At 41.3% G+C, this 13,890-nt stretch carries 12 protein-coding genes and 1 tRNA gene; 6 read left to right on the forward strand and 7 right to left on the reverse strand.

Going from position 1 to position 13,890, the window contains the following annotated elements; genetic code table 11:
- The first annotated feature begins 51 nt into the window (after positions 1 to 51).
- Complete coding sequence (locus JWR61_RS20380; protein WP_301929561.1) at positions 52 to 3,207, forward strand: T9SS type A sorting domain-containing protein; 3,156 nt, start codon at positions 52 to 54, stop codon at positions 3,205 to 3,207.
- Positions 3,208 to 3,293: 86 nt separating this feature from the next.
- Here JWR61_RS20380 and JWR61_RS20385 read toward each other — a convergent pair whose 3' ends face one another.
- Both JWR61_RS20385 and dacB read right to left on the reverse strand, forming a co-directional pair.
- Positions 3,294 to 3,722 (reverse strand): DUF6526 family protein, encoded by a 429-nt coding sequence (locus tag JWR61_RS20385; RefSeq protein WP_301929562.1) that lies wholly within the window; start codon positions 3,720 to 3,722, stop codon positions 3,294 to 3,296.
- 91 nt (positions 3,723 to 3,813) lie between these two features.
- On the reverse strand, positions 3,814 to 5,232 hold the full coding sequence (gene dacB, locus JWR61_RS20390; protein WP_301929563.1) for a D-alanyl-D-alanine carboxypeptidase/D-alanyl-D-alanine-endopeptidase: 1,419 nt from the start codon (positions 5,230 to 5,232) through the stop codon (positions 3,814 to 3,816).
- A gap of 43 nt (positions 5,233 to 5,275) precedes the next feature.
- Between dacB and JWR61_RS20395 the strand changes: the two genes are divergently transcribed.
- Both JWR61_RS20395 and JWR61_RS20400 read left to right on the forward strand, forming a co-directional pair.
- Positions 5,276 to 6,532 carry a competence/damage-inducible protein A gene (locus JWR61_RS20395; RefSeq protein WP_301929564.1) on the forward strand — a complete coding sequence of 419 codons (1,257 nt, stop codon included), beginning with the start codon at positions 5,276 to 5,278 and terminating at the stop codon, positions 6,530 to 6,532.
- A 180-nt stretch (positions 6,533 to 6,712) separates the two neighbouring features.
- Positions 6,713 to 8,068 (forward strand): dihydrolipoamide acetyltransferase family protein, encoded by a 1,356-nt coding sequence (locus tag JWR61_RS20400; protein ID WP_301929565.1) that lies wholly within the window; start codon positions 6,713 to 6,715, stop codon positions 8,066 to 8,068.
- A 3-nt stretch (positions 8,069 to 8,071) separates the two neighbouring features.
- Here JWR61_RS20400 and JWR61_RS20405 read toward each other — a convergent pair whose 3' ends face one another.
- Positions 8,072 to 8,725, reverse strand: a complete 654-nt coding sequence (locus JWR61_RS20405) for a murein L,D-transpeptidase catalytic domain-containing protein (RefSeq protein WP_301929566.1) — start codon at positions 8,723 to 8,725, stop codon at positions 8,072 to 8,074.
- 213 nt (positions 8,726 to 8,938) lie between these two features.
- Here JWR61_RS20405 and JWR61_RS20410 point away from each other — a divergent pair, with 213 nt between their 5' ends.
- Both JWR61_RS20410 and JWR61_RS20415 read left to right on the forward strand, forming a co-directional pair.
- Positions 8,939 to 9,511 carry an RNA polymerase sigma factor gene (locus tag JWR61_RS20410; protein WP_301929567.1) on the forward strand — a complete coding sequence of 191 codons (573 nt, stop codon included), beginning with the start codon at positions 8,939 to 8,941 and terminating at the stop codon, positions 9,509 to 9,511.
- Positions 9,501 to 9,944, forward strand: a complete 444-nt coding sequence (locus tag JWR61_RS20415) for a hypothetical protein (RefSeq protein ID WP_301929568.1) — start codon at positions 9,501 to 9,503, stop codon at positions 9,942 to 9,944. The genes JWR61_RS20410 and JWR61_RS20415 overlap by 11 nt, the downstream gene beginning before the upstream one ends.
- A gap of 36 nt (positions 9,945 to 9,980) precedes the next feature.
- Here the strand turns inward: JWR61_RS20415 and JWR61_RS20420 are convergent, their stop codons facing one another.
- The 4 genes from JWR61_RS20420 to JWR61_RS20435 form a co-directional block, all read right to left on the reverse strand.
- On the reverse strand, positions 9,981 to 10,325 hold the full coding sequence (locus JWR61_RS20420) for a hypothetical protein (RefSeq protein WP_301929569.1): 345 nt from the start codon (positions 10,323 to 10,325) through the stop codon (positions 9,981 to 9,983).
- Between the two features lie 125 nt (positions 10,326 to 10,450).
- On the reverse strand, positions 10,451 to 11,755 hold the full coding sequence (gene der, locus JWR61_RS20425; protein ID WP_301929570.1) for a ribosome biogenesis GTPase Der: 1,305 nt from the start codon (positions 11,753 to 11,755) through the stop codon (positions 10,451 to 10,453).
- Positions 11,756 to 11,863: 108 nt separating this feature from the next.
- Entirely contained in the window at positions 11,864 to 12,730 is an 867-nt protein-coding gene (gene era / locus JWR61_RS20430; protein ID WP_301929571.1) for a GTPase Era, read from the reverse strand.
- A 163-nt stretch (positions 12,731 to 12,893) separates the two neighbouring features.
- A tRNA-Met gene (locus JWR61_RS20435) sits at positions 12,894 to 12,965 on the reverse strand.
- 64 nt (positions 12,966 to 13,029) lie between these two features.
- Here JWR61_RS20435 and JWR61_RS20440 point away from each other — a divergent pair.
- Positions 13,030 to 13,887 carry an esterase family protein gene (locus JWR61_RS20440; RefSeq protein WP_301929572.1) on the forward strand — a complete coding sequence of 286 codons (858 nt, stop codon included), beginning with the start codon at positions 13,030 to 13,032 and terminating at the stop codon, positions 13,885 to 13,887.
- Positions 13,888 to 13,890: the final 3 nt, after the last annotated feature.

Genomic DNA, 13,890 nt, shown 5'->3' on the forward strand with positions numbered 1-13,890 from the left:
CATCGCCTTAGTATTATTTTTCTTTCTTTTGTTTATCCCAATTTAATATTCATGAAAAATTTATTGTTTACCATTTCACTCTGCTGTCTCTCGACGGCTTTCAATTTATTCGCCCAAACACCTGGTATAATCGTACGACCCGCAGGCAGCAATGGCCCTGCGGTTTTAGATCCCAATGCCGACGCCTATACATCGAAAACAACTGCAGGTTTTGGCACGGATGATATCTTAAACAGCGAAATCCCTTATAAAATAGTTCCACCGGTAATAGCTGAACCAACCGGTGATCTTTTAAGGGGACCGGATGGAAAATACAGCGATATTGTAAAAACAGTCGACGGCAGCGGGTTCTACCTTTTCAATGATGGAACCAATCTGCTGTGCAGAATCAGGATGGGAGGCATAGTGAGTGGCTCCAAAGGCTATAGCCTTTTGCTTGATACAGACAATAAATTTGGAAATACCGGGGCTACAGCAGATCCTAATTATGTGCCCGCAACTACCGGTGTAAATGGCAATCCCGGATTTGAACTGGAGATTGTGTTTGAATCTAATTTCAGAATAGCAGTTTACAATGTAGACGGAACAAGCACTCCAGTACTGGTCACCTCCTATCCCATCAATACCAACTCGCAGATTTCTGTTGCAGCCAGCACTGACGGTGGAGATGCCGACTATTTTTATGATTTCTATGTACCATTTTCCGTGCTGGGTATTTCAGCATCAACTCCCATCAGGGTTTCAGCAACAACAGTGATGTCGCCACAAGCTGCCATCGGCGGTCCAAAGTCAGATATTTATGGCATTGCAGGAAACGATTACATGACGCAGTGGACCACGGCCATTTCCTCTCAACCCTCCTTTACATTCAATAGTTTAAGCAGCGGCGGATCTGGTTTGGGTGCGATTTGTACAGATGCACCTGTTTTAAACGGACCAATTACACCGTCAGCAACTACAGTAACAGGTACCTGGACCAAAGCAACATCATCCCCTCTTTCTGCGGCAACGATTACTTTATACAAAGGTGTTTCTGCAATTGGTACCACTACGGTTTCTTCCGGAGCTACCTGGTCCATCAATGTTTCTGGCCTTGCCAACGCAGATGTAATCACTGCCAAAGCCCAGGCATCCGGCGAATCAATGTGTCTTTCAAGTAATGCTGTTACGGTTAGTACGTGCAACTCATCCAACATACCTGCTACTCCATTACTCAGTTGTACAAGCGGCAGTAAAGGGGTTGGTGGTACCAACTTTGCAACTGGATGGACAATACATGTTGATAATATCACGAGAAGTACCGCTGAAAACAGTGTTGCCAATACAGGCGGATTTTTCGGCGCAAATACCGGCACCAGTCCAAACATTACCTGGCAATATTCAGGCGGTTGCAGTTCAGGTTCTCCCTTAACTTCAGGTTCTTACAAAATATATTATACAGATAATACCACGGGATGTAACTCTCAGCCAGCCTATTTTTGTGCGGCTGGTAATGGAGGAAATGCGCTAGGCGGCTCACTGGCTGTACCAACCATTACATCTCCGTCTGATGGCGTGTACACGCCTGCTACAACTTCTATCACAGGTTCAATAACAACTGGTGCAACCCTTACCTTATACATCAATGGTATTGTTGCAAAAACTACCACAGCAGCTGCCGGAACATTTACTTTTTCTGGTCTTACATTTTTAACCGGTCAGCAGTTTTATATCGTGTCTGAATTAAATTCAGGAACTATAGGTACCAGTTATTGCGCCAGTCAAACAGCCCCTGCAACAATTACCTGTTTTACAAGTGCGCCTGTGATAACTACCAGCAGCAGCAACCAGCTTATTACGGGCGTTGCCATTACCGGTACTGCTGCGGAACCCACCGGCACAATAATAAAAGTATATACATCAGCCAATACACTTGTTGCTACCACAACTGTTCAGTCAAACGGCACATGGTCAACCACTAACGCTGGCACCACTCCTGCTGCTTACACAGCTGTCGCTGCCACAAGCTATTATGCAAATGCCCAAAATGGCACCTGCGGACTGAGTAATAATTCAGCAACAATAGCAACTGTTAGCGCTACCAGTTCCGCACGTTGCGGAACTATCACAGGCCCGGTAACAGAATCCGCAACTTCAGTTTCCGGTACGTTGAGCGGCACAACCTTAGCCGGAACAGTGGTTACTTTATATGCCGATGGAAACTCAGTAGGAACTTATACCACAGCCAATAATGCATGGGGGCCAATTACGGTAAATACTACAATAAACAACAACGTATATGCGGGAGCTGCCTTAACGATCGGTATTGCCGAGCCTTCTAAAAATGAGGTCATTTGCGTTACCCAGTTAACCGTAACCTGCACCACCCCTACGGCCCCCGCAGCAAGCCCTGCAAGCACTACCATCGCTGTGGGACAAACGGTTACTTATACTATTGCTTCATCTCAATCGGGGATATTATACTCACTCAGGGATAATGCAGATGCGATTGACATAGGAGAATCTAAATTTGGAACAGGTGGAACAATAACACTTGTATCAAATCCTTTTAACACCGCGGGCACCATTCCTGTAAATGCAAAAGCTACTTCGTTCTCTGGTGCCAATTGTTTAAGTCTGTCTGCTGCGTCAGTTATTGTAACTACACCGTTACCAGTTAGCCTTGTTAATTTTCAGGGCAGGTATAACAACCAATCGGCGATTCTTTCATGGATTACGGCATCTGAAATAAATCTGAAAAACTTTGAATTGCAAAAAAGCTATACCGGCGACAAGTTTAGTGCCATAGCCACTATAGCATCCTCCGGCAACACTCAGCTTACTCATAATTATGGCTTTACCGATGCTTCCATTCATTCAAATGTTGTTTACTACCGGCTTAAAATGGTGGATAATGACAATGTTACTGCCAGGTACAGTAAAGTGATCGTATTGCATGCAGACAAAGGAATTATGGTGAACAATATCAGCCCAAATCCCTTTGCCTCAACAATAAAAATAAATGTCAATGCAGCTAAAGAGGCAAAGCTTGATATTTCAGTAAATGATTTATCCGGCAGAAGAATTAAGACGATCCATTACATAGCAAAAGAAGGTATCAACAACATTACTATGTCTGGCCTTTCCGGCCTTGCCAAAGGCGCCTATATTGTTGAACTCAATTCAGCAAATGAAAATATCAGCAGGCAAATGCTGATTAAGCAATAGCCAGGAATGATTGATCCGGCTTTATACAAATAGCGGCTACCCAAAGTTTCGGAAAGCCGCTATTTGTATGTTTTACCCTATTTGAATTAAGCCCGGCGGTAATCTCCCTTCCAATTTTGTATCGCCATTTTAATTGCTTTTGCAGACAGGTTTTCGTCTACCGCTCTTTTTGATAAGGCTACATATTCATCATCGCCTGCAAAACGCAGTGCAATTATTTGCGGAACAGTGAGACGGTTGTCTTGCGGTTGCCCGGTAGCAATGTAATGCCTGAAATTTTCTTCTGCCCTGATGGCCCTGTCCTGTACTTTCAGTGCAGAGAGCCTGGTAATAAAAGCGAGTAAGAGCGTCGCGAAAGACAGTGCTACCAGTAATGAAGCTGAATAAAAATTGCCAGGAACAGAATGTACCAGGTTTACAATTGAACCGATAAAAACAAATAACAAGAGAGGAACTGTAACAAAGTGAAAAGCAGGAACCAGCTGAGTATGGTTTTTGTAATTTTGTGTGGACATGTAAATTAGTTTAGCAACGAAATACCGGTTTTCATTCCATTAAAAAAAATAAACCTTTTCCTTAACCTGTATTAGCTCTATTTCGCTGCTATCATTTCATCATATCCAGTAGCTTCCAAATTTTTTCTCTTACTGTTCCTGGATTACCATCAAAATTATTTACTATAAAAGCAAAAGTGTATTCTCTGCCATTGCTACTTTTTATATAGCCGGTATAACTTCTCACGCCACTGATGTAACCATCTTTCATTCTAATTCCATTTGCCTCCGGCAATGCATTATAAAAGGATGTGAACCATTTTTGCTGTCTTGCAAACTGCATTACAGTTACCAAAGCTTGTGTGGTAACGCGGCTGGCTGGCGAAAGACCGCTGCCATCCAGGATGTTGATGGCGGAAGTTTCAATACCTTTTTTGCTCCAGAAATCCTTGATTATTTTAATGCCGTCTTCGGTTGAAACGTTTTCGCTTTTGGATACGGCAATTGTTTTTACAAGGACCTCTCCAAACAGGTTTACACTTTTTTTCAGAAACCAGTGGTTGATAGAATCCAGTGGCGGTGACAGGATTGAGTCCATTGGCAAGCCTGTTGAAATATCCAATGGCCGGTTAGCGATTAACCTTTCAGAATAAGTTTCGTTATTACCACCAACTGCTATCCCGCCAGCTCTTAGCCCATCAGCCAACACCTTCAGAAAAACTGCCGGCGGATTGGGTAACGAACCGGAAATAGTGAAGCCATTTGCAGACGGCGGCACTGTTCCCTTCGCAATAATATTTTTTGCAAAAGGTGCCGAAAAAAGGTACCCGTTATCACCACTACCCCTGGCTCCTGTTGTAATAAAATTGCTGAATTGATACATTGTCAAAACGCATGGCGGCACTGTAGCAATAATATTGGTGGAATCGCTTTCCTTTGCACCCGTTTTAAAACTAACATCAAACTGATTTTCACGCCAGTTCAATCCCCATGCACCCGCCCCGTAATAATTGCCGATATCTTCCCAAACCCAGCCACGGGGCACAGCGTCTGTTGCAAATAAATGATCATCTGCCACCAGGCTGCCGGCAATGCTTTGTATATTGTTTTTTTGCAGTACGGCTGTTATTTTTTTAATCACGCCATCTTCCGATGTGCCCGTCCAGCGTGAACTTCCCAGCGTAGGATCTCCGCCGCCGGCAATATACAAATCACCCTGTAATGCGCCGTCCGTTATCGGTTTATTGCGGGTCAGGTATGTCTTGTACCTGTAATCATGTCCCAATAATTCAAATGCCGTTACGCTGGTGATTACCTTCTGGCAACTGGCCGGGGCAAGTCCAATTTGTGCATTGTTATCAAAAATCAATTTCCCTGTCTTGGCGTCCACTACGTACATAGCTATAACTGCATGTTTAAATTGTTCATCGCCCTGCAAATTTTTTATACCGGCTGCCAGTTGAATTGATATATTTTGCGCAGGCAAAACAAACGGCAGCAGGCAGTAAATAAATAACCAACCTTTTTTCATACATGAATTATCTTGCGGTAAAATTAACCCTTTTACCAGGAGTATGACACAGGCAAGCATCATAACAATAGGTGACGAATTATTGATTGGACAGGTAATTGACACCAACAGCGCATGGATGGCGCAAAAATTAAATCTTGCAGGTATTAAAGTGCTGCGGCGTGTAGCCGTGGGTGATACCTGGGATGAAATATGGAAAGCGCTGGATGAAGAAAGTAAACATGCAGACATCATTCTTATTACCGGGGGCCTTGGCCCAACGGCTGATGATATTACGAAGCCTTTGCTCACCAAATATTTCAACGGCAAGCTGGTTACCGATGAAGGAGCTTTGCAGAATGTAAAAGATATTTTTCAGCGGGTGCTTAGCCGCCCCATGATTGAAAGCAATTTAAAGCAGGCAGAAGTACCCGACACCTGCACGATAATACAAAATAAAAGGGGAACAGCCCCGGGTATGTGGTTTGAAAAAGAAGGAAAAGTATATGTGAGCATGCCGGGCGTACCCAACGAAATGAAGGGTATGATGGAAGATGATGTGATTCCAAAACTAAGCACACATTTTATTTTCCCGCACATAACGCACCGCACTTTACTAACGGCTGGTATTGGCGAATCTTTTTTATCGGAACATATCAGCAATTTTGAAAGCAGTTTACCGGAACATATCAAACTGGCTTACCTGCCCAACTATGGCATGGTACGGCTTAGGCTTACCTCCGTCGGGTTCGATCATATAGCCATCGAAAAAGAAATACAGGATTATTTTGAGGCACTTCAGCAGCAGGTAAAAGAATGGCTGGTTACCAACCTGGACGAGCCCATGGAAAAAGTGACCGGCAAATTACTGGCAGCAAAAAGCAAAACCATGTGTACCGCTGAAAGCTGCACAGGTGGTTATATTGCGCATTTAATCACTTCCATTCCGGGCTCCTCCGCGTTCTATGATGGCAGTGTCGTGAGCTACTCCTACAAAGCCAAAGAAGATCTGCTCAATGTGTCCAAAGAAACATTGGCAACAAAAGGAGCGGTAAGCGAAGAAGTTGTAATTGAAATGGCAAAAGGTGCTTTAAGTACCATACAATCTGATTATGTGATTGCGGTATCCGGCATCATGGGGCCTGACGGCGGTTTACCCGATAAGCCCGTAGGCACGGTATGGATTGCAGTAGGCAACAAAAATACCATAGAAGCGCATAAATTATATTTTCGGTTCGACAGGGAGCGAAATACCCAGTTAACAGCCACCAATGCACTCAATTTGCTGAGAAAATTTATACTTGCCGATACAGCACTTTAGCCAGCAGTGCATTACACAGAAATAATTATCTTTGACGCTTAAAACAGTGATTGCTGTATTGCAGGATGTTGGTTACAGTTTTTGTCCGGGCATTTGCTTTTCAATTGATCATCGTTGCATCGCCCTCTTGTACCATATACCGGTTGGCATCATTCAGTTCAAATCTTTAATATAAATAGCATGGCACTTGTAGATTTAATAATGCCCAAATTAGGTGAAAGCATCATAGAAGCTACTATTTTGAAATGGCATAAAAAGCCAGGCGATCCCATTAATGAAGATGAAGCCGTGCTGGATATTGCCACCGATAAAGTGGATAGTGAAGTGCCCTCTACAACTGCCGGCGTACTGGAAGAAATATTATTCAATGAAAATGATGTGGTGCCAGTTGGTGCCGTTATTGCTAAAATAAGAGTTGGCGCCGGATCGGCCGTAACACATACCCCACCGGCTTCGCCGGATGTACAACCTGAATATGAAGAAGCTAAGTTAATAGAAGAAGTCCCTTACCAGCCAACACAATTTGTGGTGAATGCATCGCAACCCGGAAACAAATCTGTTATAAAATTCTATTCTCCTCTTGTACTGAACATTGCCCAACAGGAAGGTGTATCCATGGCCGAACTGGAAACAATTGAAGGTACCGGCCAGGACGGAAGGGTAAGCAAAAAAGATATTTTGGCGCATGTGGCAGCAAAAGCATCCGGAAGTTACCAGGCGCCCATTGCCAGTACAATTACTCATGAACCGGCGACACAAAGTGAACCTGTAAAAAATCAGCTGGCTGTAAGCAATGGCAGCCAGGCAATAAGTTCCGGCTACACGGGCAATGTAGAAATAATTGAGATGGATCGTATGCGGAAGATGATTGCCAGGCACATGATTGACAGTCAGAATACCAGTGCCCATGTAACCAGCTTTGCTGAGTGTGACGTAACCAACCTTGTTTTATGGCGGGAAAAAGTGAAAAAAGATTTTGAAAAAAGAGAGGGTGAACGGATCACTTTTACACCGTTGTTTATTGAAGCTATTGTAAAGAGCATTAAAAAATATCCGCTGCTCAGCAGCTCTGTTGAGGGGGATAAAATCATTATAAAAAAAGATTTAAACATTGGTATGGCTACTGCCCTACCCAATGGCAACCTGATTGTACCTGTCATTAAAAATGCAGATCAGTTAAATCTAACCGGTTTAACCAAACAGGTAAACAACCTGGCTAATGCAGCAAGAACAGGCAAATTAAAACCCGACGATACCAATGGCGGCACATTTACTTTAACCAATGTAGGCAGTTTCGGCAGCATCATGGGCACGCCCATCATCAACCAGCCGCAGGTGGCTATTATGGCTGTTGGTGCTATTAAAAAAAGGCCCATGGTAATAGAAACGCCCCAGGGCGACAGCATCGCTATACGTCATATGATGTATATTTCCTTAAGCTATGATCACCGTATTATTGACGGTGCATTGGGCTCTACGTTTCTTAATACAGTTTCAAAAGAATTGGAAAATTTTGATGGCAACAGGAGTATTTAAAGCTTAATAATAAATATCAAGCAGCACCGGCTTTTCAGACTTATCAATGTATTGTTTTAGTTGGTTTAAAAACAAGGGAGCAACCGTCGGACAACCCCAGCTTTCACAAATCGGCAACGGCGCAGTTTCTGCATTGGGTATGCACGGATGTGCATGTAATACAACAAAGCGGTTAAAAGCGTTGCTGTTGGTGGCATCAAGTCCATATAATTTAAAAGCAAGCCCGAATTTACCATTGTAACTATTGCCTATTTTATATTTACCCAGCGAAGTACATAAACTGTTTGCGTTGTTTGAAAACTGAACAGAATCCAATGTATTTCTTCCGCTGCCATTTGCTACCAGGCCAGCCATTTCAATGGAATCTTTTTTAAGATTGTAAATAAAAAACCTGTTTTTGCCGGAGGCTATTTTCATGTCAACCATAAAACAATAGTCAGAATTGTATTGGTTTAGTTTACTGTATTCCTTTACAGATAAAGCCTTTTGCTGAAGTCGCTGCGATACAATCACGTCGCCGGCCGTTGTTTTATAAACAAACTTACCTGCATTTCTTGTCGAATTAAATTTCGGTTTATACCACAAAAAGTAGCCCAGGGCAGTAATGGCAATTACTAGTAACAGCAGTGTTGCTGATAATTTTAAAAATAATTTCATGCTGTTTTTGGTGAGGTAAGATGCGGGGCAAAATTGTTTCCATAAATATATTTCTTGTAGTGTTAAAGAAATATCAATTGATTAAGGCAAACGCATTTACCTAATTATCCTTAAGTGGTTTATATAAATGCAGCTGTATAAGTAAAACATTTTACTTTATTTCTGTTTATGGAATTTTACTAAGTTTACATCTAATCAGTACACCTGACTACTTTGAACCCGGACAAATACAAACATATCGAAGACAGCGAGTTGCTTAAATATTTTTATGCCGATAAAAATAATGAGTGGCTGGGCGTATTGCTACAACGCTACACGTTGTTGTTACTGGGTGTTTGTATGAAGTACTTAAAAAATGAAGAAGAGGCGAAAGACGGCGTGCAACAGGTTTTTTTGAAGGCCATTACCGAATTGCACAAGTACAAGGTAGATTATTTTAAAAGCTGGTTGTACATGATTGCTAAAAACCATTGCCTGATGAAACTGAGGGACAAAGGAAAAATCCCGGTTGAAATAAATGAAAGACTGCTGGCTACACCGGATGACACCGCAGATAAAAATGACTTTGTAGCAAAGGACACAGCGCTTAGGCAAATGGAAATTGCCTTGCAGCAATTGAATGCAGAACAGCAACAATGCATAACTTTGTTTTATCTCCACAAAAAAAGTTATCATGAAATTACTGCAGCAACAGGTTATACTTTATTGCAGGTAAAAAGCAGTATACAAAATGGAAAACGCAATTTAAAAATAATGCTGGAGCGGTTACAACAAAATGAACAATGATATAAAAAACATATTATCCAACAGCAATAAAGATATTGACAACCAGCAGTTGATGGATTACCTGAGCAAACATGCGTCAGAGGCGGATATACACGATCTTGAACAAAGTATGGTGGAAGATGAATTTTTGAATGACGCGGTGGAAGGATTGCAGGAAATTGAACCTGCCAAAAATCTGGAATTGTATGTAGAGCAGCTAAATAAAGAGCTTCAAAAACAGCTTACAAAAACAAAAAAACGACGAGACAAGCACAGGATAAAAGATAAGCCCTATGCTATTTTCGCTATCATGCTTATTTTGCTGCTGGCAATTGTTTGTTATATAGTTTGGAAAAAGTCTTCCCGGCACTTGCCTGCCGTACATCCCGTTACTGCAACTGTACAAACCAAGACACTGCATACACCAGATAGCTTACATAAAAAATCCTCCTGAATATTCAGGAGGACTCGTATACATATTTTACAATGCTTAGTGTTTTACAGCTTCTTTAGCTTTATCAACCATTTTATCAGTGCCAGCTTTCATTTTGTCTGCGCCTTCTTTAGCTTTGTCCACCATTTTATCAGCAGCTTTATCTACCATTTTGCTTGCACTGTCGGCAACTTTATTCAACATTTTGCTTCCGCTGTCAGCAGCATTGCTGATCATTTTGTTAGCAGTATCAACTGTAGCAGCAGCAGCTTTTGTGGCAGAATCAGCGGCAGAAGTTGCAGCTTTTGCAGAGTCAGCAGCAGATGCAGCAGTAGTTTCACCACTATTGTTACAAGCAGTTATAGATACTGTAACGGCAAGAATAGCAATTAATTTTTTCATTGTATTGTTTTTTTGTTTTAAAATTTGTGCGAATATACTCTCTTTTTTGAATTGATCAAATATATTTGCCGGTTATTCAATTTTTTCCATAAACGGCCTGTTGGCTAAAAAAGTATATATAGCGATTATTTTTTTCTGAAAAATATTCTTACCGGTACACCAGTAAATTTAAAATTTAGCCGTAGCTGATTTTCCAGGTAATTTTTATAAGGTGTTTTAACGTCGTCGGGATAGTTGCAAAAGAAAGCAAATGAAGGAACCACTACCGGCAACTGGGTAACATATTTTATTTTAACCTGGTTACCTCTTACCACAGGAGGATGATAGGCTTCTACCGCCTTCAGCATTTTATCATTTAATTTGGAAGTGGCAATTTTTTGTTTGCGGTTATCATACACTTCCAGCGCAATTTCCATCGCCCTGAATATCCTGGTCTTTTCCAAAGCTGAAATAAAAATGATCGGTAAATCGCTAAACGGAGCGAACCGCTTTTTTAATTCCACTTCGTAATCCCTGGCTGTATTCGTCTCCTTTGGCATTACATCCCATTTATTTACCAGCACAACAATACCCTTTCCCTTTTTTACCGCCATAGCAAATATGGACAGATCCTGGGCAGCTATTCCTTTTTCTGCATCCAGCAACAGTAAGCAAACATCGGCTTCGTCTACCGCCTTGATTGCCCTGATTACCGAATAAAATTCTAGATCCTCATTCACTTTGGCTTTGCGCCTGATACCCGCTGTATCTATCAATACAAATTCTTTATTAAATAAATTATAGTGCGTATGAATGGTATCTCTCGTGGTACCCGCTATCTCACTTACGATGGTACGCTCCTGCCCTGTTAAAGCATTCAGTAAAGATGATTTACCAACGTTGGGTTGGCCGATAATAGCGAATTTGGGCAATGTTTTTTCTTCAGGTTCAGGCTCTTCTTCAATTAAAGCGGTTATCTCATCCAGCAAATCGCCGGTTCCGGTTCCGCTGATAGAAGACAAAAAGTGTATCTTATCAAATCCAAGGCTATAAAATTCGGAAGCTTCCAATAACCTGTCATGGTTATCTACCTTGTTTACCACTAAAAAAACAGGCTTCGTTGTTTTACGTAACATCTGGGTCATCGATTCATCCAGGTCAGTAATTCCTGTAGCGACATCTACCATAAAAATAATTACGTCCGCTTCTTCTATCGCTATTAAAACCTGTTTACGGATTTCCTTTTCAAAAATATCCTGGGTTTTTGGTACAAAACCACCTGTATCTATTACGTTGAATAATTTACCGTTCCATTCGGCAATACCATACTGGCGGTCACGGGTAACACCACTCACATCATCCACAATGGCTTTACGCTCTTCCAGCATCCTGTTAAAGAAAGTACTTTTGCCAACATTGGGCCGGCCTACGATTGCTACTGTAAAACTCATTTCTATTAATTGATAATTTTTTAATTAATAATTGATAATTACTACTACCTGAAAAATTCTCGGATTGAAAAAATTATCCATGAGTAAATTATCATTTATCCATTTAATCTAATAACCGTACTCTTTCAATTGCATTTCATTGTCTCTCCACTTGGGTCTTACTTTTACAAACAATTCCAGAAAAACCTTGCTGTCTAAAAACGCTTCAATGTCTTTCCTTGCGAGCGTTCCCAGCTGCTTGATCATTTTGCCACCTTCGCCCAAAATAATTCCTTTTTGTGTATCCCGCTGAACAATGATGTCTGCAACAATTTTTATCAGTGTAGTTTTCTCTTTGAACTCCTGTACCAACACAGTGGCATGATAAGGAATTTCCTCACCATACAATAAAAATATCTTTTCCCTGATCAATTCACTTACAAAAAACTTAGTCGGCAAATCACTGATATCATCTCCTTCATAAAATGGCGCACCCTCGGGCAGCAATTCAATTATTGTAGCGAGTAATTTTTCAATTCCTTTTTTCTTCAATGCAGAAATAACGACTACTTCTTTGCAGTAAGGTTGTTGTTTAAAAAAGTCGACCGCCTTGTCAATATCTTCATCACTCACAGCATCCGCCTTATTTAAAACTACCAGTGCCGGAACTTTTAATTTTAAGGCTGAAAAAATCACATGACTTTCTTCCGGATTTTCCCTTGCATCGGTAATTAATAATGCTATGTCGGCATCTTCCAGGCTTCCTTTTACAGCCTGCATCATTTTTTCGTGCAGTTTGTATCTGGGCTCAATTATGCCGGGCGTATCAGAAAAAATAATCTGGTGATCTTCGCCGGTTAAAATGGCTTTAATGCGATGCCTGGTAGTTTGCACTTTGTGCGAAACGATAGCTAGCTTTTCGCCTATAAGAGCATTGAGCAAAGTACTTTTGCCTGCATTAGGCTTACCAAAAATATTTACGAAACCGGATTTCATGTATGTAACCTTTAGATAGCAAGTCTATAAAAGACTTTGATTACCGCATACAAACAGACGACTGGAGGAGGTGATCAAATTCATCAGCAACTTGCCAAGAATAAATTTTAAAGAGACATTCTCTTAAAATAAAATGGGCTCAAATGAGAGCCACATTTATTAGTTGCGAAGAGAGGGATCGAACCTCTGACCTTCGGGTTATGAGCCCGACGAGCTACCGCTGCTCTACTTCGCGGTGCAAAACTAAGGGATTACACTTTTGCCGCCAAATAATATACATTCGTATTTCAAATTAATTTATGAAACAAAAGTTAAAAAATGTAATAATGCCAGTGGTAGCCTGCTTCTTACTGGCCGGATGTCACAAAAAAATAAAACAGCAGGAAGACGAAATATACAGCCGGCACCTGCAGGAACACATCAAATTAACAATAATCAGCACACCAATGCCCGATAATAATAGCGATATGAACCTGCTTTTGTTAAATGACGGGCAGGATGTTGATCAATTGCGAATTAAAAACATCACCGACAGCCTGTATAAAAAGAAATTGATTTTACCGTTGCTGATTGTTGCCATCCACGCAGGCAACCGGATGGAAGATTATGGTGTAGGTGGTTACCCTGATTTTAAAAACAATGGAAGCAAGGCCGATAAGTACGATGCCTTTATCAGTGATGAACTGTATGATTTTGCAAAAAAGAAAACGGGTGTAAGAAAATTTAATTCCATTGTAATTGCAGGCTGTTCATTGGGCGGTTTATCTGCTTTTGATATTGCATGGAACCATGCAGACAGGATAGACAAAGTGGGTGTCTTTTCTGGTTCTTTCTGGTACCGGGACAAAGATACAACAGGGGCAGATTATGCAGACGACAAAGATCGCATCATGCTAAACAAAATAAAATCTTCCCGGAAAAGGCCAAAGCTTACCTACTGGTTTTATGCAGGGGATAAAGAAGAAGCCGGCGACCGTGATCATGACGGGATAACGGATGTGGTGGACGATACAAAGGACCTGGTGACCATAATTAAAAATAAAAATGTTTGCCCTCCGGGTGACATTGTATTTACAGAAACGCCGGAAGGCAAACATGACTACGCCAGCTGGAGCAAGGTTTTGCCGGACTTTTTAATATGGGCTTTCGGAAGATAAAAA

This window comes from Ferruginibacter sp. (assembly GCF_028288465.1).
Taxonomy (GTDB): domain Bacteria; phylum Bacteroidota; class Bacteroidia; order Chitinophagales; family Chitinophagaceae; genus Ferruginibacter.